The organism is Escherichia sp. B1147 (genome assembly GCF_001660175.1).
Lineage (GTDB): Bacteria > Pseudomonadota > Gammaproteobacteria > Enterobacterales > Enterobacteriaceae > Escherichia > Escherichia whittamii.
In genome coordinates this window covers 153,427-175,871 of sequence record NZ_LFHY01000008.1, presented here as the reverse complement: position 1 = coordinate 175,871, position 22,445 = coordinate 153,427, and the positions used below count along the sequence as shown (strand labels likewise).

Here is a 22,445-nt window from a genome sequence, read left to right as displayed (position 1 = left end):
AGAATAATCGAAATAAAATTCAGATCAAGATATTTCTGGTATTATCGAAATGTCAACCAGACAGAGGGGGTCACATGCAGTTGGAAGAAGTTGCTAAAGCGCTGAAAGAGCTAGGTCACCCGACCCGTTTGTTCATATTTAAACATCTTGTCAAAGCCGGGGAACAAGGTTTACCTGTCGGTGATTTGCAAAAGCAGCTTGGGATCCCGGGCTCGACACTCAGCCACCACATTTCCGCACTGGTATCCGTAGGGCTGGTTAAGCAAAACCGTGAGAGCCGGACGCTGATGTGTGTTTCGCAATACGCAATGCTGGAAGCGATAATTGAATTCTTACGCGAGGAGTGCTGTGTAAACAGCAAAACAGATGGCGAAGGAGCCGCGGAGAACAAATAAGGGGGCATATCCCCCTTTAGTCATTTCAGGCGTTTACCCGCCTCATCAACCACTTTCTCGCCGTCTTCCTTGGTGAATGCGCTTTTTTGCGCATCTGGCAGAATTTCCAGCACGACTTCTGAAGGGCGGCACAATCGCGTACCCAGAGGCGTCACAACAATCGGGCGGTTAATGAGGATGGGATGTTGCAGCATAAAGTCGATTAACTGAGCGTCAGTTAAATCATCTTCTTCAAGGTTTAGCGCTTCATAAGGTTCAACGTTCTTACGTAGCAGCGCACGAACGGAAATCCCCATATCGGCAATGAGTTTTACCAGCTCATCACGCGTCGGTGGTGTTTCCAGATAATGGATAATGGTCGGTTCTGTACCACTGTTACGGATCATCTCCAGCGTGTTACGCGACGTGCCGCAGGCCGGGTTGTGATAAATGGTAATGTTGCTCATTTCAGTATCTCATTGCAAAGTGAAAGAGAGGCGTAGCGCCAGCGCGGCCAGCGTTACAAACAGCACAGGCAGGGTCATGATAATCCCTGTACGGAAGTAATATCCCCAGCTGATTGTCATATTCTTCTGCGAAAGTACATGCAGCCAGAGCAGCGTCGCCAGGCTACCAATCGGTGTAATTTTTGGCCCCAAATCGCAGCCAATCACGTTGGCGTAAATCATCGCTTCTTTGATAACGCCAGATGCCGTGCTGCCATCAATGGACAATGCGCCAACCAGTACCGTTGGCATATTGTTCATAATAGAAGAGAGGAAAGCGGTGAGGAATCCAGTACCGAGCGTCGCGGCCCACAGGCCGTGATTCGCCAGCACGTTGAGTACGCCAGAAAGAGATTCCGTAAGTCCGGCATTGCGCAGGCCATAAACCACCAGATACATGCCGAGCGAGAAGATGACAATCTGCCAGGGCGCACCGCGTAGCACCTTACCCGTATTAATCGCATGACCGCGTTTAGCGACCACAAACAAAATCAGCGCACCTACCGCTGCAATGGCGCTCACCGGAATACCGAGTGGTTCAAGGACGAAAAATCCTACCAGCAGAAGCAGTAAAACAACCCAGCCAGTTTTGAAGGTAGCGGGATCTTTAATCGCTTCTGCGGGAGATTTCAGCCGCGCCATATCGTAGTTTTGCGGAATGTCTTTGCGAAAATAGAGATGTAACATCACCAGAGTGGCAACAATCGCGGCGATATCAACAGGCACCATCACCGAGGCATATTCGCGAAAACCGAGGCCAAAGAAATCTGCCGAAACGATATTCACCAGGTTGGAGACAATAAGTGGCAGGCTGGCGGTATCGGCAATGAATCCGGCAGCCATCACGAACGCAAGCGTAGTGCCTTTACTGAACCCTAAAGCCAGCAGCATGGCGATGACAATCGGCGTCAAAATAAGCGCCGCACCATCATTGGCAAACAGGGCGGCAACGGCGGCACCGAGCAGGACAATCCAGGTAAACAGCAAGCGACCGCGTCCATTGCCCCAGCGTGAAACGTGCAGCGCCGCCCATTCAAAAAAGCCGGACTCATCCAGCAGCAGACTAATAATAATAACGGCAATAAATGCGGCAGTTGCGTTCCAGACAATATTCCATACCACTGGAATATCGTGTGGATGGACCACTCCCGTAACTAACGCCAGTACTGCGCCTAATGTCGCACTCCAGCCGATGCCTAAACCTTTCGGTTGCCAGATAACCAATACGATGGTCAGGACAAATATAGCGCCTGCCAGTAACATAATGCCTCCCTGATAAAACACATTCGATAATCCATATGTCTTTAGATAAATTTTTTAACTGCAAATGTTCTTACTGTCTGCGGAACAATTTTGTCGGGCCAGATTACGGACAATAGCCTGAACTTTTTCCTGTTCACATCGCCAGGCCTGCTCAATAATTTTCGCCGCCCAGGAAGGAATATGCGGTGATAAGCGGTAATGAACCCACTTACCTTGCTTGCGATCCAGCAATAACCCGCTTTCACGCAGCAATGCCAGGTGGCGTGAGATCTTGGGCTGCGACTGATTCAGGGCTGTACAGAGATCACAGACGCATAACTCACCCATCTCACTGAGCAGTAAAACGATGCCCAGACGCGTTTCATCGGCAAGAATTTTGAAGAGTTGGATGGGTAGCAGAAATGACATATTGCGCTCCTGATTGTTGCAGGTAGTGTCTATCTTTGAAGCGGATAAGTCAAAAACATATATGGTTTAACGAATGCGTAGGTACAGAGGATGGTAATAGGTGTGAATTTTGAGTTGGGTATTCATTTGAAAAAATGACCCGAATCAGGACGTAAAAAAACCGACTTTGCGTCGGTTTTTTACTTTCCAGCCCCGAGTTGGTGGCTCTGGCCGGAGTGAGAATGCCATCATCTAACAGCTCAATACTATTAGCCAGTGGCTAACATTGCAAGCGTTAGCGATTTCTTCAGCTGGCGGAGGGGGCTCTTCGGTATATATCGCAGTGAAAGACGATTTATATACTTTCACCGGGTCATCGCCGTATTAAGCCTTGTCCGAATCAGGACGTAAAAAAACCGACTTGTCGTCGGTTTTTTACTTTTCAGCCCTGAGTTGGTAGCTCTGGCTGGAGTGAGATAGCCATCATCTAACGCATCAATGCTAATACCATACTGAAACTATTGCAAGGACGTGCTGGTTTTATCACCTACACGTACTGTATGATTATCCAGTTAGCTCTGAGGCATTTTCACTCTGGCAATGCGCATAAACGCTTTCAAAGTCCTGGTCAGAAGTACGGGTGGTGCCGTTAACTGATGCTCTGGCCGGAGTGAGATAGTCGTCATCTAACAATGGGACATGCGCCGTGACAGGCAATGGATGAGTAAGCGGATGCATTCTCACTCCATCGCATGGAGAAAACGGGTGATTGATAAAGCAATCATCGTTCTTGGGGCGTTAATTGCGCTGCTGGAACTGATCCGCTTCCTGCTTCAGCTTTTGAACTGATAGCGGAAACGTAGCTAAGGGCTAAGAGCACACTACTCTTAGCCCTTTAACATTTAACGCATGGTAACGAACTCTTCTGCCGCCGTTGGGTGAATGGCGACGGTATTGTCGAAGTCTTTCTTGGTTGCGCCCATCTTCAGCGCCACCGCGAAGCCCTGCAACATTTCATCCATACCAAAACCAATGCCGTGAATACCGACAATCTTCTCTTCCGCTCCAACGCATACCAGTTTCATGCGGCACGGTTGGCGGTGTGTGGTGACGGCGGTATACATCGCGGTGAAAGAGGATTTATACACTTTCACCTGGTCGTCGCCGTACTGCTCGCGCGCCTGCGGTTCCGTTAAACCAACAGTACCAATCGGCGGATGGCTGAAGACCACGGTCGGAATGTTGCTGTAATCCAGATGCTCATCCGGCTTGTTATTAAACAGGCGTTCAGAGAGACGACGACCCGCTGCAACTGCGACTGGCGTTAGTTCCACTGCCCCCGTGTTATCGCCCACCGCGTAAATACCTTCAACGTTGGTATTTTGATATTTATCGACGACGATATAGCCTTTTTCGTTGGTTTTCACGCCAGCTGCTTCGAGGTTGATGTTGTCATTGGCAGGCTCACGACCAATCGCCCAAATCAGGCAATCCACCGTTTCACTGCGACCATCTTCCAGCTCCAGCGTCAGGCTGCCATCGGCATTTTTTACTACCGCTTTCGGAATTGCGTTGGTATGCAACTGCGGGCCTTCGGCGTTCATCACTTCGACCAGTGTTTCAGTGATCATCGGGTCGAAGCTGCGCAGCGGCGCGTGTTTACGCACAAACAGATGCGTCTTCGCGCCGAGGCCGTTAATCACGCCCGCCAGTTCAACGGCGATGTAACCCGCACCAACAACCGCCACGCGCTCTGGCAACGCTGGGAGAGCGAAGAAACCATCGGAATCAATGCCGTATTCCACGCCCGGAATATCCGGGTGGCTCGGACGACCGCCGGTGGCGATCAGAATATGGTCGGCCGTGATAGTTTCACCGTTAACTTCCAGCGTTTTGGCATCAACGAAGCGGGCAAAGCCCTTGATTACATCAACGTTATTTTTACCGAGTACGTTTTCATAGGAGGTATGAATACGGTCGATATAGGCGGTACGGCTGGCGATCAACGTTTCCCAGTTGAATTTGTTGATGGTGGTATCAAAGCCATAATCCGGGCCGTACATGTGGATCGCTTCACGGATTTGCGCCGCGTGCCACATCACTTTTTTAGGTACGCAGCCGACGTTCACGCAGGTGCCGCCCAGCTCTTTGGCTTCAATCAGCGCGCATTTCTGGCCGTACATAGCCGCGCGGTTGATGGAGGCGATACCGCCGCTGCCGCCGCCGATGGCGATGTAATCATAGTGTTTAGTCATGACATATTGTCCTTATCGTTGATTACCGCGATTGTAGCGCGAGATGTAATAGGTGCCAGCGATGGCTGCAATTACTCTGGCACGATCCAGCTTACGGTGGCATGCCCGGTGCCTGCCGGAACCAGTTTGCTGTGCAGCCACGGCAGCACGTTATTCATCTGTTGTTCCAGCTTCCACGGCGGGTTAATCACAATCATGCCGGAAGCGGTCATGCCACGGCGATCGCTGTCTGGCAGTACCGCCAGTTCAATTTGCAGAATTTTGCGAATACCCGTCGCTTCCAGGTCGTGGATCATGCGCTTAATTTGCTGACGCAGCACCACCGGATACCATAATGCGTAAGTGCCAGTGGCGAAACGTTTGTAGCCTTCTGCTATCCCGCTGACCACCGCCTGATAATCTGTTTTCATTTCATACGGCGGGTCGATAAGGATTAAACCACGGCGGGAAACTGGCGGCAGTTTGGCCTTAAGCTGCTGGAAACCGTCGGCTTTTTCTACGCGCGCACGGCCATCTTTCTGAAATTCAGAACGTAGCAACGGGTAATCGCTCGGGTGTAGCTCGGTCAGTTGCAGGCTATCTTGTTCACGCAGTAACTGACGGGCAATCAACGGCGAGCCAGGGTAGTAACGCAACTGTCCGCTACGGTTGAAGTGTTTTACCACATTGATATATGGCTCCAGTTCTGCGGGCAAATCGTCCTGCTGCCAGATACGGGCGATACCTTCGAGATATTCGCCAGTGCGCTCGGCGTGTTCGCTGCTTAACTGATAACGCCCGGCACCCGCGTGGGTATCGAGATAGAGAAACGGTTTATCCTTCTCTTTCAGCGACTCGATGATCAGGCTCTGAACGGTATGTTTAAGGACGTCGGCGTGGTTGCCAGCGTGAAAGCTGTGGCGATAACTGAGCATGGGTAAAGGTGTTCCGGTAAGTAAAAATCGGCCCGTATTCGGGGCGCACAAAAGCATATCAGGACAGTATACCGAAAAGAGGCTGTCGCCGCGAAAGCGTAACGTTTCTCATTGAAATTCACTACACTTAACCCCATGCTACAAACATTATGTAAAGCGCCTGTTGAGCGCTTCCTTAACCTCTTTAACCAGGACTGCGCTAATGACGAATCCGTTACTGACTCCCTTTGAACTCCCGCCTTTTTCTAAAATCCTCCCGGAACATGTGGTTCCTGCCGTTACTAAGGCGCTGAATGACTGCCGCGAAAATGTGGAGCGCGTAGTCGCACAGGGTGCACCGTACACCTGGGAAAATCTCTGCCAGCCGCTGGCAGAAGTGGACGATGTGCTGGGGCGAATTTTCTCCCCGGTCAGCCACCTGAACTCGGTGAAAAATAGCCCGGAGCTGCGCGAAGCGTACGAACAAACCCTGCCGCTGTTGTCAGAATACAGCACCTGGGTAGGGCAACACGAAGGGCTGTACAAAGCATACCGCGATCTGCGTGATGGTGATTACTACGCCACGCTGAACACGGCGCAGAAGAAAGCGGTTGATAACGCACTGCGTGATTTTGAACTGTCTGGCATTGGTCTGCCGAAAGAGAAACAGCAGCGCTACGGCGAAATTGCTACTCGTCTTTCCGAGCTGGGCAACCAGTACAGCAACAACGTCCTTGATGCGACGATGGGCTGGACCAAACTTGTTACCGACGAAGCGGAACTGGCGGGGATGCCAGAAAGCGCACTGGCTGCGGCAAAAGCCCAGGCCGAAGCGAAAGAACTGGAAGGCTATCTGCTGACGCTGGATATCCCAAGCTACCTGCCGGTGATGACCTACTGCGATAACCAGGCTCTACGTGAAGAGATGTACCGTGCTTACAGCACTCGCGCTTCAGATCAAGGTCCGAATGCCGGTAAGTGGGATAACAGCAAGGTGATGGAAGAGATCCTCACCTTGCGTCACGAATTGGCGCAACTGCTGGGCTTTGAAAACTACGCGTTTAAATCACTCGCCACCAAAATGGCGGAGAACCCGCAGCAGGTACTTGATTTCTTAACCGATCTGGCCAAACGTGCGCGTCCGCAAGGCGAAAAAGAGCTGGCACAGCTGCGCGCCTTCGCCAAAGCCGAATTTGGCGTCGATGAGCTGCAGCCGTGGGATATCGCGTACTACAGCGAAAAACAGAAACAGCATCTCTACAGCATCAGCGACGAACAACTGCGTCCGTACTTCCCGGAAAACAAAGCGGTTAACGGCCTGTTTGAAGTGGTGAAACGTATTTACGGCATCACCGCCAAAGAACGTAAAGATGTCGATGTCTGGCATCCGGATGTCCGTTTCTTCGAACTTTATGACGAAAACAACGAACTGCGCGGCAGCTTCTACCTCGACCTGTACGCCCGTGAGAACAAGCGCGGCGGGGCGTGGATGGATGACTGCGTAGGTCAGATGCGCAAAGCCGACGGTTCGCTGCAAAAACCGGTTGCGTATCTGACCTGTAACTTCAACCGCCCGGTGAATGGTAAACCGGCGCTGTTTACCCACGACGAAGTGATCACTCTGTTCCATGAGTTCGGTCACGGCCTGCACCATATGCTGACCCGCATTGAAACCGCTGGTGTATCTGGTATCAGCGGGGTGCCGTGGGATGCGGTCGAACTGCCGAGCCAGTTTATGGAAAACTGGTGCTGGGAGCCGGAGGCGCTGGCGTTTATCTCTGGTCACTACGAAACCGGTGAACCGCTGCCGAAAGAGCTGCTGGATAAAATGCTGGCGGCGAAAAACTACCAGGCGGCGCTGTTTATTCTGCGTCAGCTGGAGTTCGGTCTGTTCGATTTCCGCCTTCATGCAGAATTCCGCCCGGATCAGGGGGCTAAAATCCTCGAAACCCTGGCAGAAATCAAGAAACTGGTTGCCGTGGTGCCGTCTCCGTCCTGGGGCCGTTTCCCGCATGCTTTCAGCCACATTTTTGCCGGTGGTTATGCGGCAGGCTACTACAGCTACCTGTGGGCCGACGTGCTGGCGGCGGATGCATTCTCACGCTTCGAAGAAGAAGGCATTTTCAACCGTGATACCGGGCAGTCGTTCCTCGACAACATTCTGAGCCGTGGTGGTTCAGAAGAGCCGATGGAGCTGTTCAAACGCTTCCGTGGTCGTGAACCGCAACTGGATGCGATGCTGGAGCATTACGGCATTAAGGGCTGATCATTCAGTGAAAATCTGCTTAATTGATGAAACAGGCGCCGGAGACGGCGCCTTATCTGTTCTGGCGGCCCGCTGGGGGCTGGAGCATGATGAAGACAACCTGATGGCGCTGGTGTTAACTACAGCGCATCTGGAACTGCGCAAGCGCGATGAGCCGAAACTTGGCGGTATTTTCGTTGATTTTGTTGGCGGCGCGATGGCGCACCGCCGCAAATTTGGCGGCGGACGCGGTGAGGCAGTGGCGAAAGCGGTAGGCATTAAAGGCGATTATCTGCCGGACGTAGTAGACGCTACCGCAGGACTGGGGCGCGATGCCTTTGTGCTGGCGTCGGTCGGCTGCCGCGTGCGGATGCTGGAGCGTAATCCGGTGGTTGCCGCATTGCTCGACGACGGCCTGGCGCGTGGTTATGCGGATGCGGAAATCGGCGGCTGGTTGCAGGAGCGTTTGCAGTTGATTCACGCTTCCAGCCTGACGGCGCTGACCGATATTACCCCACGCCCGCAGGTGGTCTATCTCGACCCGATGTTCCCGCATAAGCAGAAAAGCGCGCTGGTGAAGAAAGAGATGCGCGTGTTTCAGTCGCTGGTGGGGCCGGACCTCGACGCCGATGGGTTGCTGGAGCCTGCGCGGCTGCTGGCGACCAAACGCGTGGTGGTAAAGCGCCCGGACTACGCGCCACCGCTGGCGAATGTTGCTACGCCAAACGCGGTTGTCACCAAAGGGCATCGGTTTGATATTTATGCCGGAACGCCGGTGTAAAAGTAAAACAGGGTAGCGTTATCGCTACCCTGTTTTCTGCAAAAATAATTAATGGCTTTCCGGCGTCTCAATCATCCGTTTTAGCCACGGCACCATCAACAGCATCACTACAGCAACGGCCAGCGTGACCAGACCAATCTTACCAAACACGTTAGTGTAAACAGGCAGCGTCTCAAGTGGATCGGTAATGTTGTCCGGCACCGCAGTAAATGTTGCCACATAGCCGCCCAGCAAGAATGCGGCGGCCTGCGTCAGGAACCACATCCCGAGAATAAAGCCCATCAAATGCTGCGGCACCAGAGCGGCAATCATTGCCAGGCCCAGGGCGCTAATAAACAGTTCACCTAAGCTCTGAAATAAGTAAACCAGCACGATAAACCACGGCGATGTCAGCCCCTGGGCATCCGCAAACCACATTCCTGCAGCAGCGGCTGTCAAAAAGCCCAGCGAGCACATAAACATACCAAGGGTAAATTTCATCGGCATGGAGAGGTCTTTGCCTTTATTCCCCAGATGCGTGTAAATACCTGCCAGTACTGGGCTGGCGAGCACCACCCAGAACGGGTTAAGCGCCTGGAAGCTCACCGGGTTAATGGAAAAACCGAGAATTTCATGATGCACGTTGTTGATGGCAAAGAAGTTCAGCGACGTTGGCATCTGGGCGTAGAGGATGTAAAACACCACCGCTTCAAGCATCAGCACAAAGGCGACAAACATCTTATTGCGCCCGGTTTTATCCAGCTTGAATGCCTGACGGAAGAAGATAATGGTCACAACGATAGAGAGAGCAATCAGTACCAGATTGGCAACTTCCACGTTGTGCATCAGCCATGCGCAGACGAAGATCATCACCACGCTGCCCATCAGCACGTACAACAGTTTGCCGAAGTTCAGTGGCCGGAAGTCTGGATCTGAACCAATATCTTGCACCATCCCGCGACAGGCGATGTAGACCAGTAGCGCGACAATCAAACCTGCCCCGCATAAGTTATAGGTGACGGAATAGCCAAATCGGTCAGCGATAACCGGTGCTAGCGACAGTGCAATCAGAGAGCCGATATTGATCGACATATAGAACAGGGTGAAAGCACCGTCGAGACGTGGATCTTTCGGTGGATAGCATTTCGAAAGCAGGCTTGCCGGGTTGGCTTTAAACAGGCCGTTGCCGACGGCGATGGTTCCCAGCGCGATGAAGATCAGGTCAGGCTTGAGTAGCGACATCCCAGTCATGAAGTAGCCTATCGCCAGAACAATTGCCCCAAGGACAATGGTGCGTTTAGTCCCTAACAGATGGTCGCCAACATAACCACCGATCGAGATAAGGCCATAGACCAGCGCAGCAAAGGCACCAAAGGTGACAAAAGCCTGCTCTTGTGAGAAACCGAGCTGTTTAACGAAGAAAACGGCCAGGACGCCTTGCACGCCGTAGTAACCGAATCGCTCCCATAGCTCGACAAAAAAGATCATGAAGAATGGGCGAGGTTGTTGCAGCATTCCCGTGGGGGTTGTTGTATTCATAATTTTTAGCCTTTCAATACCATCATGAAAAGTATGAACGCGTAAGTGATTGCGCGCGAAAGAGTTTACACATGTCTAAAATTCTTAATATTGATGTAATGAATGCATTAATGCACTATCACATCAAAAAATAACCAGCTAATAATGCTGATGGTTTGAAATATGATGGCGTTAAATGCTGTTTTATTGGAGTGTAAATTTGAATTATTCGATGCGTAGTTGAAGTTTCTGAGCGCAGATGAACACAGGCCTGATTGAGCGCTCTCGTGTTTGTACCCGCACGTCGCATTCGGGTACAACACAAAAAGCAGAACGCCCGCATAAGCGGGCGTTCAGGAGCAAGTGGGGGAGATGATTATTCTTCTTCGTCGCGCAGCGGAACAATCAGCATATCAACGTGAACGGTGTTGATCAGCTGACGCGCGGAAGACATCAGTTTGCTCCAGAAGTCCTGGTGGTGACCACAGACAACCAGGTCCATGTCGTATTTCTTGATCGCATCAACCAGAACCTGACCCAAATCGCCGCTGCCGCTCAGGGTTTCAGTGATTGGGTATCCTGCGTTGGTGGAGAGTTCGGTTAATGCATGGTGAGTCTCTTCGGAAATGCGTTTCTGCATGTCACCCAGATTTACATCAATAAGTCCGGTGTATAGGTCAGAGTAGTTTACATCTACGTGTATCAGAGAAACTTTCGCATTGTAGGGGCGAGCCATAGAGACTGCTTTCTCTACCAGAACTTTGCTTTCCGGGGAGAGATCGACCGCGATGAGAATGTGTTTATAAGCCATAGTGTTACTCCTTCCATAAAGTTGTCGATGACTGGCCAGCTAGCGTTTCTTGTGCCGTTACGTCACCCGCGTCCTGCGAACTACGTGCGCGGGGCTAACCCAGCCGTAAAGATTCAGTGAAAAGACCATCCTTACCTTATAGCGACCTGGATGATCCGTCAATCCGCCTTGCTTACCAATCAGATAATCAAATTTTCTACATGAATATATTGATAGTGGTTAACCTTATGGAAAAAAAACAACCTGATCTCCTACACTATCTATAGAGCCGCTCGGATGTTGGTCACCACAAAAGCGGTTTCTCCAGGACCTGGTGTTAACTGATTGGCAGCGTATCGGGAGCGGTAGCCCCGGAGGGGAACTCCGCGGGCAGGTCGCCGGGGAGGGGGTATGATAAGCACCGTCGCATTATTTTGGGCTTTATGTGTCGTTTGCATTGTTAACATGGCGCGCTATTTCTCATCACTACGCGCGTTGTTAGTAGTACTGCGTAATTGCGATCCATTGCTCTATCAATATGTTGATGGAGGGGGCTTTTTTACCTCACATGGCCAACCCAACAAACAGGTGCGTCTCGTTTGGTATATCTATGCCCAACGTTATCGCGATCATCACGATGATGAGTTCATCCGTCGCTGCGAGCGCCTGCGCCGTCAGTTTATTCTGACCAGCGCATTGTGTGGCCTGGTGGTGGTAAGCCTGATTGCGTTGATGATTTGGCATTAAGTACCACAGCAATAACGCATAAAAAAAGCGGGTCAGAAAACTGACCCGCTTTTTTTTGTACGTGCGATTACAGGAACTGCAAGGAGATCCAGTACAGCCCGCCAGAGAGCAGTACCGCAGCCGGGAGGGTAAATACCCAGGCCATCAGAATGCTGGTCACGGTTTTACGCTGTAAGCCGCCGCCGTCAACCACCATCGTCCCCGCTACGGAAGAGGAGAGTACGTGAGTGGTGGAAACGGGCATCCCGGTATAACTCGCCAGGCCGATAGACACTGCTGCCGTCATCTGAGCAGACATCCCCTGAGCGTAGGTCATGCCTTTCTTACCGATTTTCTCACCGATAGTGGTCGCCACACGACGCCAGCCAATCATCGTACCGATACCTAACGCCAGCGCGACCGCCATGATGATCCATACCGGAGCATACTCGATAGTACTTAGCATATCGGACTTCAGTTTCTTCAACAGACGCTGATCGTCAGCATTTACGCCAGGCATTTTCACCACTTTGTCGATGGTGTCAGAAACGCACAGCATAATGCGGCGCATCTGGCTACGTTGGTCAAGCGACAGCTTGTCGTAGCTTTCCACGTCAGCAGTCAACATGCCTTTCAGGCGATTGAGCGCGTTAATGGTATTTGACGGATGGCAGTGGAACTCCGCAGGTTGTGTTGCGCCTGCTTCCGGAGCCGGCACTAACTTATCATCACCGGTCGCCTGTTTCAGCAGTGCAGGGTGCTGCTCAAAGTAAGCTTCCACATTGTTGATGGCATCACGGGTACGGGTGATTTCGTAGCCAGTGGCATTCATATTCACCACGAAGCCCGCTGGTGCGACGCCAATCAGCACCAACATAACCAGACCAATGCCTTTCTGACCATCGTTCGCGCCGTGAGAAAACGCCACGCCGACAGCGGAAAGGATCAGCGCGATACGCGTCCAGAACGGCGGCTTTTTCTTGCCGTCTTTCTTTTCACGCTCCGCTGGGGTCAGGTGGATACGGGCGCGTTTCTTGGTGCCACTCCAGTAGCGACGCAGCAAGAAAATCAGACCGCCGGCAAACACCAGGCCGACAATAGGGGAAACGATCAGAGATGCGAAAATACTTAATACTTTCGGGATATTGAGTGCATCCACCACTGACGTACCAGTCATCAACGCATTGGTTAAACCAATACCAATGATCGCGCCAATCAGCGTATGGGAGCTGGATGCAGGTAAACCAAAGTACCAGGTACCCAGGTTCCAGATAATCGCTGCCAGCAACATAGAGAACACCATGGCAAGACCATGGGACGACCCCATATTAAGCAGCAGATCTGTCGGCAGCATATGCACAATGGCATAGGCAACACTAAGACCACCCAGCAAAACACCCAGGAAGTTGAACACTGCCGCCATAACCACAGCGAGCTGAGAACGCATCGCGCGGGTATAGATGACAGTTGCCACGGCGTTGGCTGTGTCATGGAAACCATTGATGGCTTCGTAGAACAGCACAAAAGCCAGTGCAAGCAATAATAACAGCCCGGTATGCAAATCCAGGCCAGCAAACAAATGTAGCATAGGACGTTACGCCATTTTGAGGACATGAACGCGGCGCATTATCAGTGACTTTCGCGGCGCGGGCAAAGTGAAATATAGATTTTTTTGATTTGCCTCCTGTATGAATTTCACTCAAAAAATAATTATCTTATATAATTCAGGTAAATACTTCCCCTAAGTAATATTGATGCTGGTGCGGCCACTGAGGAATCTTTACAATTCACGCCCATTTTTTCTAAGAGGAGCGCAACGTGGAAAGGTTTGATGCCATTATTATAGGCGCTGGTGCGGCGGGTATGTTCTGTTCTGCGCTGGCAGGTCAGGCAGGACGCCGGGTTCTGCTGATCGATAATGGTAAAAAACCAGGGCGCAAAATCCTCATGTCTGGCGGTGGGCGCTGCAATTTTACCAACCTTTATGTCGAACCTGGTGCCTATCTGAGCCAGAATCCGCATTTTTGTAAGTCTGCGCTCGCGCGTTTTACCCAGTGGGATTTCATTGATCTGGTCAATAAACACGGCATCGCCTGGCACGAGAAAACGTTAGGGCAACTCTTCTGTGATGACTCTGCGCAGCAGATTGTCGACATGCTGGTGGATGAGTGCGAGAAGGGCAATGTGACCTTCAGATTACGTAGCGAAGTGTTGAGCGTGGCGAAGGATGACGCGGGATTCACGCTTGAACTGAATGGCATGACCGTAGGTTGCGATAAACTGGTCATCGCGACGGGTGGCCTCTCGATGCCTGGCCTTGGCGCGTCACCATTTGGTTATAAGATTGCCGAACAATTCGGGCTGAACGTGTTGCCAACCCGCGCAGGCCTGGTGCCATTCACCCTGCATAAACCGTTGCTGGAAGAGTTACAGGTGCTGGCGGGCGTGGCGGTGCCTTCAGTGATCACCGCTGAAAACGGCACCGTATTCCGCGAGAACTTACTCTTCACCCACCGCGGCTTGTCTGGCCCTGCGGTATTGCAGATTTCCAGCTACTGGCAACCGGGGGAATTTGTCAGCATCAACCTGCTACCTGATGTCGACCTGGAAGCCTTTCTTAATGAACAGCGTAACGCGCATTCGAATCAGAGCCTGAAAAACACGTTGGCAGTTCATCTGCCGAAACGGTTGGTTGAACGGTTACAACAACTCGGGCAAATTCCGGATCTCTCGCTAAAACAGCTTAACGTGCGTGACCAACAGACACTGATAAGCACATTAACCGACTGGCGCGTACAACCCAACGGCACCGAAGGCTATCGCACCGCGGAGGTGACGCTCGGCGGCGTGGACACCAACGAACTCTCTTCACGGACGATGGAAGCGCGCAAAGTGCCGGGCTTGTATTTTATCGGTGAAGTGATGGATGTTACCGGCTGGCTGGGGGGATATAACTTCCAGTGGGCGTGGTCCAGTGCGTGGGCTTGTGCGCAGGATTTGGCGGCAGAATAAGAAGCAAAATACCCCCTCGTTTCGCGGTGTAACCAGGGGGATTAACCTGAATAAAGCCCAGATAAGACGCTCAACGCCTTATCTGAAGCCTTTTCTATTATTTTTTTGCTGAACCTGCTTCTAAAATAGACACGATGGAAAACAGTGTAAAACATACCGCACCTAAGCCAACCAGAACTCGCGAAGGAATAAAATAACCCATATCGGTTTGCGCAATTTCAGCAAGGAACGCCGCGAGGAACAGGCAAAACAGACAGGTAAATACCGGAATCATGGGTATTCTGTTGGCTAACGAACAGGTGCGTCGCCATACCAGCGCCAATAACCACACTTTAGAGAAAATACTGTAGCAGATCATCCCCAGACAAATGAGAATAATGCCGGGTGCCAGACGGGCGTTTGCATCTGAACTGATTAATACGTAGATGCCCTGAATAACGGTAAGTGATCCGAGCAAAATAACCCAATAGCACCACAGCCAATGCTCTTTCACTGAGAACGTATTCCGCGTTTGATGGACAATAGTGGCGACAAGACCAATAAGGCAAGCGCAAATTGCCGTTAACCCCAGCAGTACGTGACCAGCAACATAATGTGGTGTGATAGTTGCACTACGTAACAGCGCGACTGACCAAATGAAACCAAAGAGAGTAAGCAGAACGGGAACGGCAATTAAGCAATTACCGATTGTTGAAGAATAAGCCTGCAACGGTGTGCCATCACTCTTACTGCCCGAGGCGTTTTTGGGGATCAGCAGGAAATGTCCGGAAGACGCCGCCACAGTTGATACGCAAGCAGCAATCATACCAACACCAAAAATAACATGCCCGGCGACAAATTCATCTGCCATCACATTTTCGCTGGACAGAAACGACCATCCCCAAATCATAGTTGCAATGGAGCCAGCGTAACCAATAACAGGAAATAATGTGTTGTAGAGTTTATTCACGCCATGATTTAATTGAGAGATAATAATAAATGCGGTCGTGAACAATGCCAGACAAATTGCAGAGAGAGAAATCAGAACATGCCCTGCAACGAAATATTCACTTTGTCCAGAACCTGCTAATACAAACTCACCTAATGCAATGCATATTATGCCCATTATCAAAGGGATTAATTTAAACAACAATCCGATATATATGTTCATCTCAATCTCCATATGCGTTTCCGCTAATGTCAGAAAGCGTGTAAGTAGTATTTTTTGTCAATTAAATATAACAATGAGATACCACTAATTGTAAAAAGTAACTTTACTATAGCCGGATTTATTGTTCTGAGTATTGAGTTTTATAGGTGAGTTAATGCTGGTAAATAAATATTTATCCTACGGCTAATTCTGAATGAATATCTTTTCCTTATTTTTCCTCGTTGCTTAAGACGCAGTTTTTTCTCATCTACCCTCTTTTTGCAAAAATACCGTATTACCCTTCGTTAAGATATTTGCACATAAGACAATAATAACGATATGTGATAGTCACCAATAATATTAAAAATATTTTTGGTTAAAAACGTAATCGAAATGTTGAACATCGCGATGTATCACAAGCTGATGGTAATCAAATAGACAACATGAATATAACTGTTAGTATTTAATTGATTTCACTTATGAGTATGCGTGTTTCATTTACGGCCAGGAATGCTGATGATGACAACATTACTACCCGTTTTCACTAAGCTTTCCCCGTCGGCGCTCAGTTTGCTGCGCCCAGGCCGCCTTTGCCGTTTCCTTCTTATCCCGGATGGAATAATTCGCTGAACGTTGTTCGGCGGCAGTTGTAACACGCGTCGTTTGCTTACAGGGATTATGGCGGGTCGATTATGGATAATATTAAGCGCCATCTGGCGTGGTGGGTTGTAGGGTTACTGGCGGTTGCTGCTGTCGTGGCGTGGTGGTTATTGCGTCCGGCAGGTGTACCGGAGGGCTTTGCTGTCAGTAATGGTCGCATTGAAGCGACGGAAGTGGATATCGCCAGTAAAATTGCCGGACGTATCGACACCATTCTGGTGAAGGAAGGTCAGTTCGTCCGCGAGGGGGAAGTGCTGGCGAAGATGGATACCCGCGTGTTGCAGGAGCAACGGCTGGAAGCCATCGCACAAATCAAAGAGGCGCAAAGTGCCGTTGCCGCCGCGCAGGCTTTGCTGGAACAGCGGCAAAGTGAAACTCGTGCCGCGCAGTCGCTGGTCAATCAACGCCAGGCAGAACTGGACTCCGTAGCCAAACGTCATACGCGTTCCTGCTCGCTCGCCCATAGTGGGGCTATTTCTGCGCAACAACTGGATGACGATCGCGCCGCCGCCGAAAGCGCCCGTGCTGCGCTGGAATCGGCAAAAGCCCAGGTTTCGGCTTCTAAAGCCGCTATAGAAGCGGCACGTACCAATATCATTCAGGCGCAAACGCGCGTCGAAGCGGCACAAGCCACCGAACGGCGTATTGCGGCAGATATCGATGACAGCGAACTGAAAGCCCCGCGTGACGGACGCGTGCAGTATCGGGTCGCCGAACCTGGAGAAGTGCTGGCGGCAGGCGGTCGGGTGCTGAATATGGTCGATTTGAGCGATGTCTACATGACTTTCTTCCTGCCAACTGAACAGGCTGGCACGTTGAAACTGGGCGGGGAAGCACGTCTGATCCTCGACGCCGCGCCAGACCTGCGTATTCCCGCAACCATCAGCTTTGTTGCCAGCGTTGCCCAGTTCACGCCAAAAACCGTCGAAACCAGCGATGAACGGCTGAAACTGATGTTCCGTGTCAAAGCGCGGATCCCACCGGAATTACTCCAGCAGCATCTGGAATATGTCAAAACCGGTTTGCCGGGCGTGGCGTGGGTGCGGGTGAATGAAGAACTTCCGTGGCCTGAAGACCTGGCGGTGAGGTTGCCGCAATGACGCATCTGGAACTGGTTCCCGTTCCGCCTGTCGCGCAACTGGCGGGCGTGAGCCAGCATTATGGAAAAACCGTTGCGCTGAATAATATCACTCTCGATATCCCGGCCCGCTGCATGGTCGGGCTGATTGGCCCGGACGGCGTCGGTAAGTCGAGTTTGTTGTCGTTGATTTCTGGTGCTCGTGTCATTGAGCAGGGCAATGTGATGGTACTGGGTGGCGATATGCGTGACCCGAAGCATCGCCGAGACGTCTGCCCGCGCATCGCCTGGATGCCGCAGGGGCTGGGCAAAAATCTTTACCACACTCTATCGGTGTATGAAAACGTCGATTTTTTCGCCCGCCTGTTTGGCCACGACAAAGCGGAACGGGAAGTACGAATTAATGAGCTGCTGACCAGCACCGGGTTAGCCCCGTTTCGCGATCGCCCGGCGGGGAAACTCTCCGGCGGGATGAAGCAAAAGCTTGGGCTGTGCTGTGCGTTAATCCACGACCCGGAACTGTTGATTCTTGATGAGCCAACGACGGGGGTTGATCCACTTTCCCGCGCCCAGTTCTGGGATCTGATCGACAGCATTCGCCAGCGGCAGAGTAATATGAGCGTGCTGGTCGCCACCGCCTACATGGAAGAGGCCGAACGCTTCGACTGGCTGGTGGCGATGAATGCCGGAGAAGTGCTGGCGACCGGCAGCGCCGAAGAACTGCGCCAGCAAACGCAAAGCGCCACGCTGGAAGAAGCGTTTATCGCTTTGTTACCAGAAGCGCAACGCCTGGCGCATCAGGCGGTAGTGATCCCGCCGTATCAACCTGAAAACGCAGAGATTGCCATCGAAGCGCGCGATCTGACCATGCGTTTTGGTTCCTTCGTTGCCGTTGATCACGTCAATTTCCGCATTCCACGCGGGGAGATTTTTGGTTTCCTCGGTTCGAACGGCTGTGGTAAATCCACCACCATGAAAATGCTCACCGGACTGCTGCCCGCCAGCGAAGGTGAGGCGTGGCTGTTTGGGCAACCGGTTGATCCAAAAGATATCGATACCCGTCGCCGGGTGGGCTATATGTCGCAGGCGTTTTCGCTCTATAACGAACTCACCGTGCGGCAAAACCTTGAGTTACATGCCCGTTTGTTTCACATCCCGGAAGCGGAAATCCCCGCGCGAGTGGCTGAAATGAGCGAGCGTTTTAAGCTCAACGACGTTGAAGATGTTCTGCCGGAGTCATTACCGCTCGGCATTCGCCAGCGGCTTTCGCTGGCGGTGGCGGTGATTCATCGTCCAGAGATGTTAATCCTTGATGAGCCTACTTCTGGCGTCGATCCGGTGGCGAGGGATATGTTCTGGCAGTTGATGGTGGATCTCTCGCGGCAGGACAAAGTGACCATTTTCATCTCCACCCACTTTATGAACGAAGCGGAACGCTGCGACCGTATCTCGCTAATGCACGCAGGAAAAGTGCTCGCCAGCGGTACACCGCAGGAGCTGGTTGAGAAACGCGGAGCCACCAGTCTGGAAGAGGCATTTATCGCCTGTTTGCAGGAAGCGGCAGGGCAGAGCAACGAAGCCGAAGCGCCGCCCGTGGTACACGACGCTACACACGCGCCGCGCCAGGGATTTAGCCTGCGCCGTCTGTTTAGCTACAGCCGCCGCGAAGCACTGGAACTGCGCCGCGATCCGGTACGCTCGACGCTGGCGCTGATGGGAACGGTGATCCTGATGCTGATAATGGGTTACGGCATCAGTATGGATGTGGAAAACCTGCGCTTTGCGGTGCTCGACCGCGACCAGACCGTCAGCAGCCAGGCGTGGACGCTCAACCTCTCCGGTTCCCGTTACTTTATCGAACAGTCGCCACTTACCAGTTATGACGAACTTGATCGCCGGATGCGTGCGGGCGATATCACTGTGGCGATTGAGATCCCACCCAATTTCGGGCGAGATATCGCGCGTGGTAGGCCCGTGGAACTCGGTGTCTGGATCGACGGTGCGATGCCGAGTCGCGCCGAAACGGTAAAAGGTTACGTGCAGGCCATGCACCAGAGCTGGCTACAGGATGTGGCGAGCCGACAATCCACGCCCGTCAGCCAAAGCGGACTGATGAACATTGAGACGCGCTATCGCTATAACCCGGACGTAAAAAGCCTGCCAGCGATTGTTCCGGCGGTGATCCCGCTGTTGTTGATGATGATTCCGTCGATGTTAAGCGCCCTTAGCGTGGTGCGGGAAAAAGAGTTGGGGTCGATTATCAACCTTTACGTTACCCCCACCACCCGCAGCGAATTTTTACTCGGCAAACAGCTACCGTACATCGGGCTTGGAATGCTGAACTTTTTCCTGCTCTGCGCCCTGTCGGTGTTTGTATTTGGCGTACCGCATAAAGGCAGTTTCCTGACGCTCACCCTGGCGGCGCTGTTGTATATCATCATCGCCACCGGAATGGGGCTGCTGATCTCTACCTTTATGAAAAGCCAGATTGCCGCCATTTTCGGTACGGCGATTATCACGTTGATTCCGGCGACGCAGTTTTCCGGGATGATCGATCCGGTAGCTTCGCTGGAAGGGCCAGGACGTTGGATCGGCGAGGTTTACCCCACCAGTCATTTTCTGACTATCGCCCGCGGGACGTTCTCGAAGGCGCTTGATCTGACTGATTTGTGGCAACTTTTTATCCCGTTGCTGATAGCCATCCCGCTGGTGATGGGCTTAAGCATCCTGCTGCTGAAAAAACAGGAGGGATGATGCGCCATTTACGCAATATTTTTAATCTGGGCATCAAAGAGTTGCGCAGTCTGCTCGGCGATAAAGCGATGCTGACGCTGATTGTCTTCTCGTTTACGGTGTCGGTGTACTCCTCGGCGACTGTCACGCCAGGATCGTTGAACCTCGCGCCGATCGCCATTGCCGATATGGATCAATCGCAGTTATCGAACCGGATCGTTAACAGTTTTTACCGCCCGTGGTTTTTGCCACCAGAGATGATCACCGCCGATGAGATGGATACCGGACTGGACGCCGGGCGCTATACCTTCGCGATAAATATTCCGCCGAATTTTCAGCGTGATGTCCTCGCCGGACGCCAGCCGGATATTCAGGTGAACGTTGATGCCACGCGCATGAGCCAGGCGTTTACCGGCAACGGGTATATCCAGAATATTATCAACGGTGAAGTGAACAGCTTTGTCTCGCGCTACCGTGATAACAGCGAACCGTTGGTATCGCTGGAAACGCGGATGCGCTTTAACCCGAACCTCGATCCCGCGTGGTTTGGCGGGGTGATGGCGATCATCAACAACATTACCATGCTGGCGATTGTATTGACCGGATCGGCGCTGATCCGCGAGCGTGAACACGGCACGGTGGAACACCTGCTGGTGATGCCGATAACGCCGTTTGAGATCATGATGGCGAAGGTCTGGTCGATGGGGCTGGTGGTGCTGGTGGTATCGGGATTATCGCTGGTGCTGATGGTGAAAGGCGTGCTGGGTGTACCGATTGAAGGCTCGATCCCGCTGTTTATGCTGGGCGTGGCGCTCAGTCTGTTTGCCACCACGTCAATCGGCATTTTTATGGGGACGATAGCGCGTTCAATGCCGCAACTGGGGCTGCTGGTGATTCTGGTATTGCTACCGTTACAAATGCTTTCCGGTGGTTCCACGCCGCGTGAAAGTATGCCGCAGATGGTGCAGGACATTATGCTGACCATGCCGACGACACACTTTGTCAGCCTCGCGCAGGCCATACTCTACCGTGGTGCCGGATTCGAAATCGTCTGGCCGCAGTTCCTGACGCTGATGGCGATAGGCAGCGTGTTTTTCACCATCGCGCTGCTGCGATTCAGGAAGACGATTGGGACAATGGCGTAAATAAAGTTGCCCGATGCGTAAGCTTATCGGGCCTACGTGTTGGTGCAATTTATTGAATTTTATTGGTTTTGTGGGCCGGATAAGGCGTTTACGCCGCATCCGGCGAGAAATTACTTCATCAACCGATGACCCTCATTCATCATCAGGATTTTGCTATACACATCTTCCTCGACGGCATTTTTTGCTGATGCCATCACCCGTGCCAGATTCGCCTCGTTGTGATTATTCACATACGCTTTGCCGACGGCGGTGATAAACGCTTTGCGCAGATCGCTGGCGATATTTACTTTAGTGACGCGATAATTAACGAAACTGCGTAATATCTCCGGGGCGATACCGGAACCGCCGTGAATCACCAGCGGCACCGGGCAGACTTCGGCAATGCGTTTCAGCAGGGGAATATCGATACGCGGTATATCGTCCAGACCATGAACGTTGCCAATGGAAACCGCTAACATGTCGCAACCGGTACGCTCGACAAAGGTTTTCACCTTTTCCGGCTCCGTTTTGCAATCGGCTTCGCTGACGTGATCGTCTTCTTTACCGAGAATGGCCCCCAGCTCTGCTTCAACCGGTACGCCATAGGATTTACAGAAATCGACAGCTTCCTGAGTGAAAGCAATATTCTCTTCAAAAGAGAATGCGGCGCCGTCAATCATGACGGAGGTAAAGCCCGCTCGCACCGCCTGTTTAACATCCTCCTGAGTTTTCCCGTGATCCAGATGAAGACTAACAGGAACATCCATTTTATCGGCGTGACGTTTCACGATTTCATAAATGTAATCGTATCCCGAGAGTTGCGCATTGGTGGGCGCAATCTGAATGAAGTTGGGTAATCCCGAACGCTCAATGGCGTTTAAAATTGAAATCGTCGTCTCCAGATTGGTGGTATTAAATGCGCCCGCTAATACCCGTTTTTCCTGAATTCGGTCGAGCAGTATCCGTCCATTAACTAATGGCATATTGAAAAC

At 51.9% G+C, this 22,445-nt stretch carries 20 protein-coding genes; 10 read left to right on the top strand and 10 right to left on the bottom strand.

Annotated features, from left to right (window positions below; genetic code table 11):
* Positions 1-74: 74 nt before the first annotated feature.
* Positions 75-395, top strand: a complete 321-nt coding sequence (locus A9180_RS08170; RefSeq protein ID WP_064527767.1) for an ArsR/SmtB family transcription factor — start codon at positions 75-77, stop codon at positions 393-395.
* A 20-nt stretch (positions 396-415) separates the two neighbouring features.
* Here A9180_RS08170 and arsC read toward each other — a convergent pair whose 3' ends face one another.
* The 3 genes from arsC to arsR are packed head-to-tail and all read right to left on the bottom strand — an operon-like array spanning position 416 to position 2,551.
* Entirely contained in the window at positions 416-841 is a 426-nt protein-coding gene (gene arsC / locus A9180_RS08165; protein WP_064527765.1) for a glutaredoxin-dependent arsenate reductase, read from the bottom strand.
* Between the two features lie 9 nt (positions 842-850).
* Positions 851-2,143 carry an arsenite/antimonite:H(+) antiporter ArsB gene (gene arsB / locus A9180_RS08160; RefSeq protein ID WP_064527763.1) on the bottom strand — a complete coding sequence of 431 codons (1,293 nt, stop codon included), beginning with the start codon at positions 2,141-2,143 and terminating at the stop codon, positions 851-853.
* 54 nt (positions 2,144-2,197) lie between these two features.
* A complete protein-coding gene (gene arsR, locus A9180_RS08155; protein WP_064527761.1) occupies positions 2,198-2,551 on the bottom strand; it encodes an As(III)-sensing metalloregulatory transcriptional repressor ArsR in 354 nt (117 codons plus the stop codon).
* A 744-nt stretch (positions 2,552-3,295) separates the two neighbouring features.
* Here arsR and dinQ point away from each other — a divergent pair.
* A complete protein-coding gene (gene dinQ / locus A9180_RS23865) occupies positions 3,296-3,379 on the top strand; it encodes a damage-inducible type I toxin DinQ (RefSeq protein ID WP_001295215.1) in 84 nt (27 codons plus the stop codon).
* 53 nt (positions 3,380-3,432) lie between these two features.
* On the opposite strand, the gene gorA is transcribed toward dinQ, so the two are convergent.
* Positions 3,433-4,785 carry a glutathione-disulfide reductase gene (gene gorA / locus A9180_RS08140; protein ID WP_064527757.1) on the bottom strand — a complete coding sequence of 451 codons (1,353 nt, stop codon included), beginning with the start codon at positions 4,783-4,785 and terminating at the stop codon, positions 3,433-3,435.
* Between the two features lie 71 nt (positions 4,786-4,856).
* A complete protein-coding gene (gene rlmJ, locus A9180_RS08135; RefSeq protein ID WP_064527755.1) occupies positions 4,857-5,699 on the bottom strand; it encodes a 23S rRNA (adenine(2030)-N(6))-methyltransferase in 843 nt (280 codons plus the stop codon).
* 202 nt (positions 5,700-5,901) lie between these two features.
* On the opposite strand from rlmJ, the gene prlC reads away from it, so the two are divergent.
* Both prlC and rsmJ read left to right on the top strand, forming a co-directional pair.
* On the top strand, positions 5,902-7,944 hold the full coding sequence (prlC, locus tag A9180_RS08130) for an oligopeptidase A (RefSeq protein WP_021550035.1): 2,043 nt from the start codon (positions 5,902-5,904) through the stop codon (positions 7,942-7,944).
* Positions 7,945-7,951: 7 nt separating this feature from the next.
* Positions 7,952-8,704 (top strand): 16S rRNA (guanine(1516)-N(2))-methyltransferase RsmJ, encoded by a 753-nt coding sequence (gene rsmJ, locus A9180_RS08125; RefSeq protein WP_064527753.1) that lies wholly within the window; start codon positions 7,952-7,954, stop codon positions 8,702-8,704.
* A 48-nt stretch (positions 8,705-8,752) separates the two neighbouring features.
* Here the strand turns inward: rsmJ and dtpB are convergent, their stop codons facing one another.
* Together dtpB and uspA are read right to left on the bottom strand one after the other, a co-directional pair.
* Positions 8,753-10,222 (bottom strand): dipeptide/tripeptide permease DtpB, encoded by a 1,470-nt coding sequence (dtpB, locus tag A9180_RS08120; RefSeq protein ID WP_064527751.1) that lies wholly within the window; start codon positions 10,220-10,222, stop codon positions 8,753-8,755.
* Between the two features lie 355 nt (positions 10,223-10,577).
* Entirely contained in the window at positions 10,578-11,012 is a 435-nt protein-coding gene (uspA, locus tag A9180_RS08115; protein WP_000323571.1) for a universal stress protein UspA, read from the bottom strand.
* A 390-nt stretch (positions 11,013-11,402) separates the two neighbouring features.
* Between uspA and uspB the strand changes: the two genes are divergently transcribed.
* Positions 11,403-11,738, top strand: coding sequence for a universal stress protein UspB (gene uspB, locus A9180_RS08110; RefSeq protein WP_064527750.1), 336 nt, complete (start codon positions 11,403-11,405; stop codon positions 11,736-11,738).
* A 67-nt stretch (positions 11,739-11,805) separates the two neighbouring features.
* On the opposite strand, the gene pitA is transcribed toward uspB, so the two are convergent.
* Positions 11,806-13,305, bottom strand: coding sequence for an inorganic phosphate transporter PitA (gene pitA, locus A9180_RS08105; RefSeq protein ID WP_064527748.1), 1,500 nt, complete (start codon positions 13,303-13,305; stop codon positions 11,806-11,808).
* Between the two features lie 230 nt (positions 13,306-13,535).
* Here pitA and A9180_RS08100 point away from each other — a divergent pair, with 230 nt between their 5' ends.
* Entirely contained in the window at positions 13,536-14,729 is a 1,194-nt protein-coding gene (locus tag A9180_RS08100) for an NAD(P)/FAD-dependent oxidoreductase (RefSeq protein WP_064527746.1), read from the top strand.
* A gap of 97 nt (positions 14,730-14,826) precedes the next feature.
* On the opposite strand, the gene A9180_RS08095 is transcribed toward A9180_RS08100, so the two are convergent.
* Entirely contained in the window at positions 14,827-15,879 is a 1,053-nt protein-coding gene (locus A9180_RS08095; RefSeq protein WP_064528011.1) for a DUF2776 family protein, read from the bottom strand.
* A 495-nt stretch (positions 15,880-16,374) separates the two neighbouring features.
* Between A9180_RS08095 and A9180_RS24625 the strand changes: the two genes are divergently transcribed.
* The 4 genes from A9180_RS24625 (at position 16,375) to A9180_RS08080 (ending at position 21,474) form a co-directional block, all read left to right on the top strand.
* Complete coding sequence (locus A9180_RS24625; RefSeq protein ID WP_222928543.1) at positions 16,375-16,488, top strand: hypothetical protein; 114 nt, start codon at positions 16,375-16,377, stop codon at positions 16,486-16,488.
* 62 nt (positions 16,489-16,550) lie between these two features.
* Positions 16,551-17,618, top strand: a complete 1,068-nt coding sequence (locus tag A9180_RS08090) for an HlyD family secretion protein (RefSeq protein WP_064527744.1) — start codon at positions 16,551-16,553, stop codon at positions 17,616-17,618.
* On the top strand, positions 17,615-20,350 hold the full coding sequence (rbbA, locus tag A9180_RS08085; protein ID WP_064527742.1) for a ribosome-associated ATPase/putative transporter RbbA: 2,736 nt from the start codon (positions 17,615-17,617) through the stop codon (positions 20,348-20,350). Before A9180_RS08090 ends, rbbA begins: the two co-directional genes overlap by 4 nt.
* On the top strand, positions 20,350-21,474 hold the full coding sequence (locus tag A9180_RS08080; protein WP_064527740.1) for an ABC transporter permease: 1,125 nt from the start codon (positions 20,350-20,352) through the stop codon (positions 21,472-21,474). The genes rbbA and A9180_RS08080 overlap by 1 nt, the downstream gene beginning before the upstream one ends.
* Positions 21,475-21,584: 110 nt before the next feature.
* Here the strand turns inward: A9180_RS08080 and A9180_RS08075 are convergent, their stop codons facing one another.
* Positions 21,585-22,436: a class II aldolase gene (locus tag A9180_RS08075; protein ID WP_064527738.1), complete on the bottom strand. Its 852-nt coding sequence runs from the start codon at positions 22,434-22,436 to the stop codon at positions 21,585-21,587.
* Positions 22,437-22,445: the final 9 nt, after the last annotated feature.

Excerpts from the sequence above, each read along its gene's own strand:
- arsC (WP_064527765.1), bottom strand. The coding sequence starts at position 841 with ATGAGCAACATTACCATTTATCACAACCCGGCCTGCGGCACGTCGCGT.
- rlmJ (WP_064527755.1), bottom strand. The coding sequence starts at position 5,699 with ATGCTCAGTTATCGCCACAGCTTTCACGCTGGCAACCACGCCGACGTC.
- pitA (WP_064527748.1), bottom strand. The coding sequence starts at position 13,305 with ATGCTACATTTGTTTGCTGGCCTGGATTTGCATACCGGGCTGTTATTA.
- dtpB (WP_064527751.1), bottom strand. The coding sequence starts at position 10,222 with ATGAATACAACAACCCCCACGGGAATGCTGCAACAACCTCGCCCATTC.
- A9180_RS08170 (WP_064527767.1), top strand. The coding sequence starts at position 75 with ATGCAGTTGGAAGAAGTTGCTAAAGCGCTGAAAGAGCTAGGTCACCCG.
- A9180_RS24625 (WP_222928543.1), top strand. The coding sequence starts at position 16,375 with ATGATGACAACATTACTACCCGTTTTCACTAAGCTTTCCCCGTCGGCG.
- uspB (WP_064527750.1), top strand. The coding sequence starts at position 11,403 with ATGATAAGCACCGTCGCATTATTTTGGGCTTTATGTGTCGTTTGCATT.
- uspA (WP_000323571.1), bottom strand. The coding sequence starts at position 11,012 with ATGGCTTATAAACACATTCTCATCGCGGTCGATCTCTCCCCGGAAAGC.
- A9180_RS08075 (WP_064527738.1), bottom strand. The coding sequence starts at position 22,436 with ATGCCATTAGTTAATGGACGGATACTGCTCGACCGAATTCAGGAAAAA.
- arsR (WP_064527761.1), bottom strand. The coding sequence starts at position 2,551 with ATGTCATTTCTGCTACCCATCCAACTCTTCAAAATTCTTGCCGATGAA.
- arsB (WP_064527763.1), bottom strand. The coding sequence starts at position 2,143 with ATGTTACTGGCAGGCGCTATATTTGTCCTGACCATCGTATTGGTTATC.
- rbbA (WP_064527742.1), top strand. The coding sequence starts at position 17,615 with ATGACGCATCTGGAACTGGTTCCCGTTCCGCCTGTCGCGCAACTGGCG.
- A9180_RS08080 (WP_064527740.1), top strand. The coding sequence starts at position 20,350 with ATGCGCCATTTACGCAATATTTTTAATCTGGGCATCAAAGAGTTGCGC.
- prlC (WP_021550035.1), top strand. The coding sequence starts at position 5,902 with ATGACGAATCCGTTACTGACTCCCTTTGAACTCCCGCCTTTTTCTAAA.
- A9180_RS08095 (WP_064528011.1), bottom strand. The coding sequence starts at position 15,879 with ATGAACATATATATCGGATTGTTGTTTAAATTAATCCCTTTGATAATG.
- gorA (WP_064527757.1), bottom strand. The coding sequence starts at position 4,785 with ATGACTAAACACTATGATTACATCGCCATCGGCGGCGGCAGCGGCGGT.
- A9180_RS08090 (WP_064527744.1), top strand. The coding sequence starts at position 16,551 with ATGGATAATATTAAGCGCCATCTGGCGTGGTGGGTTGTAGGGTTACTG.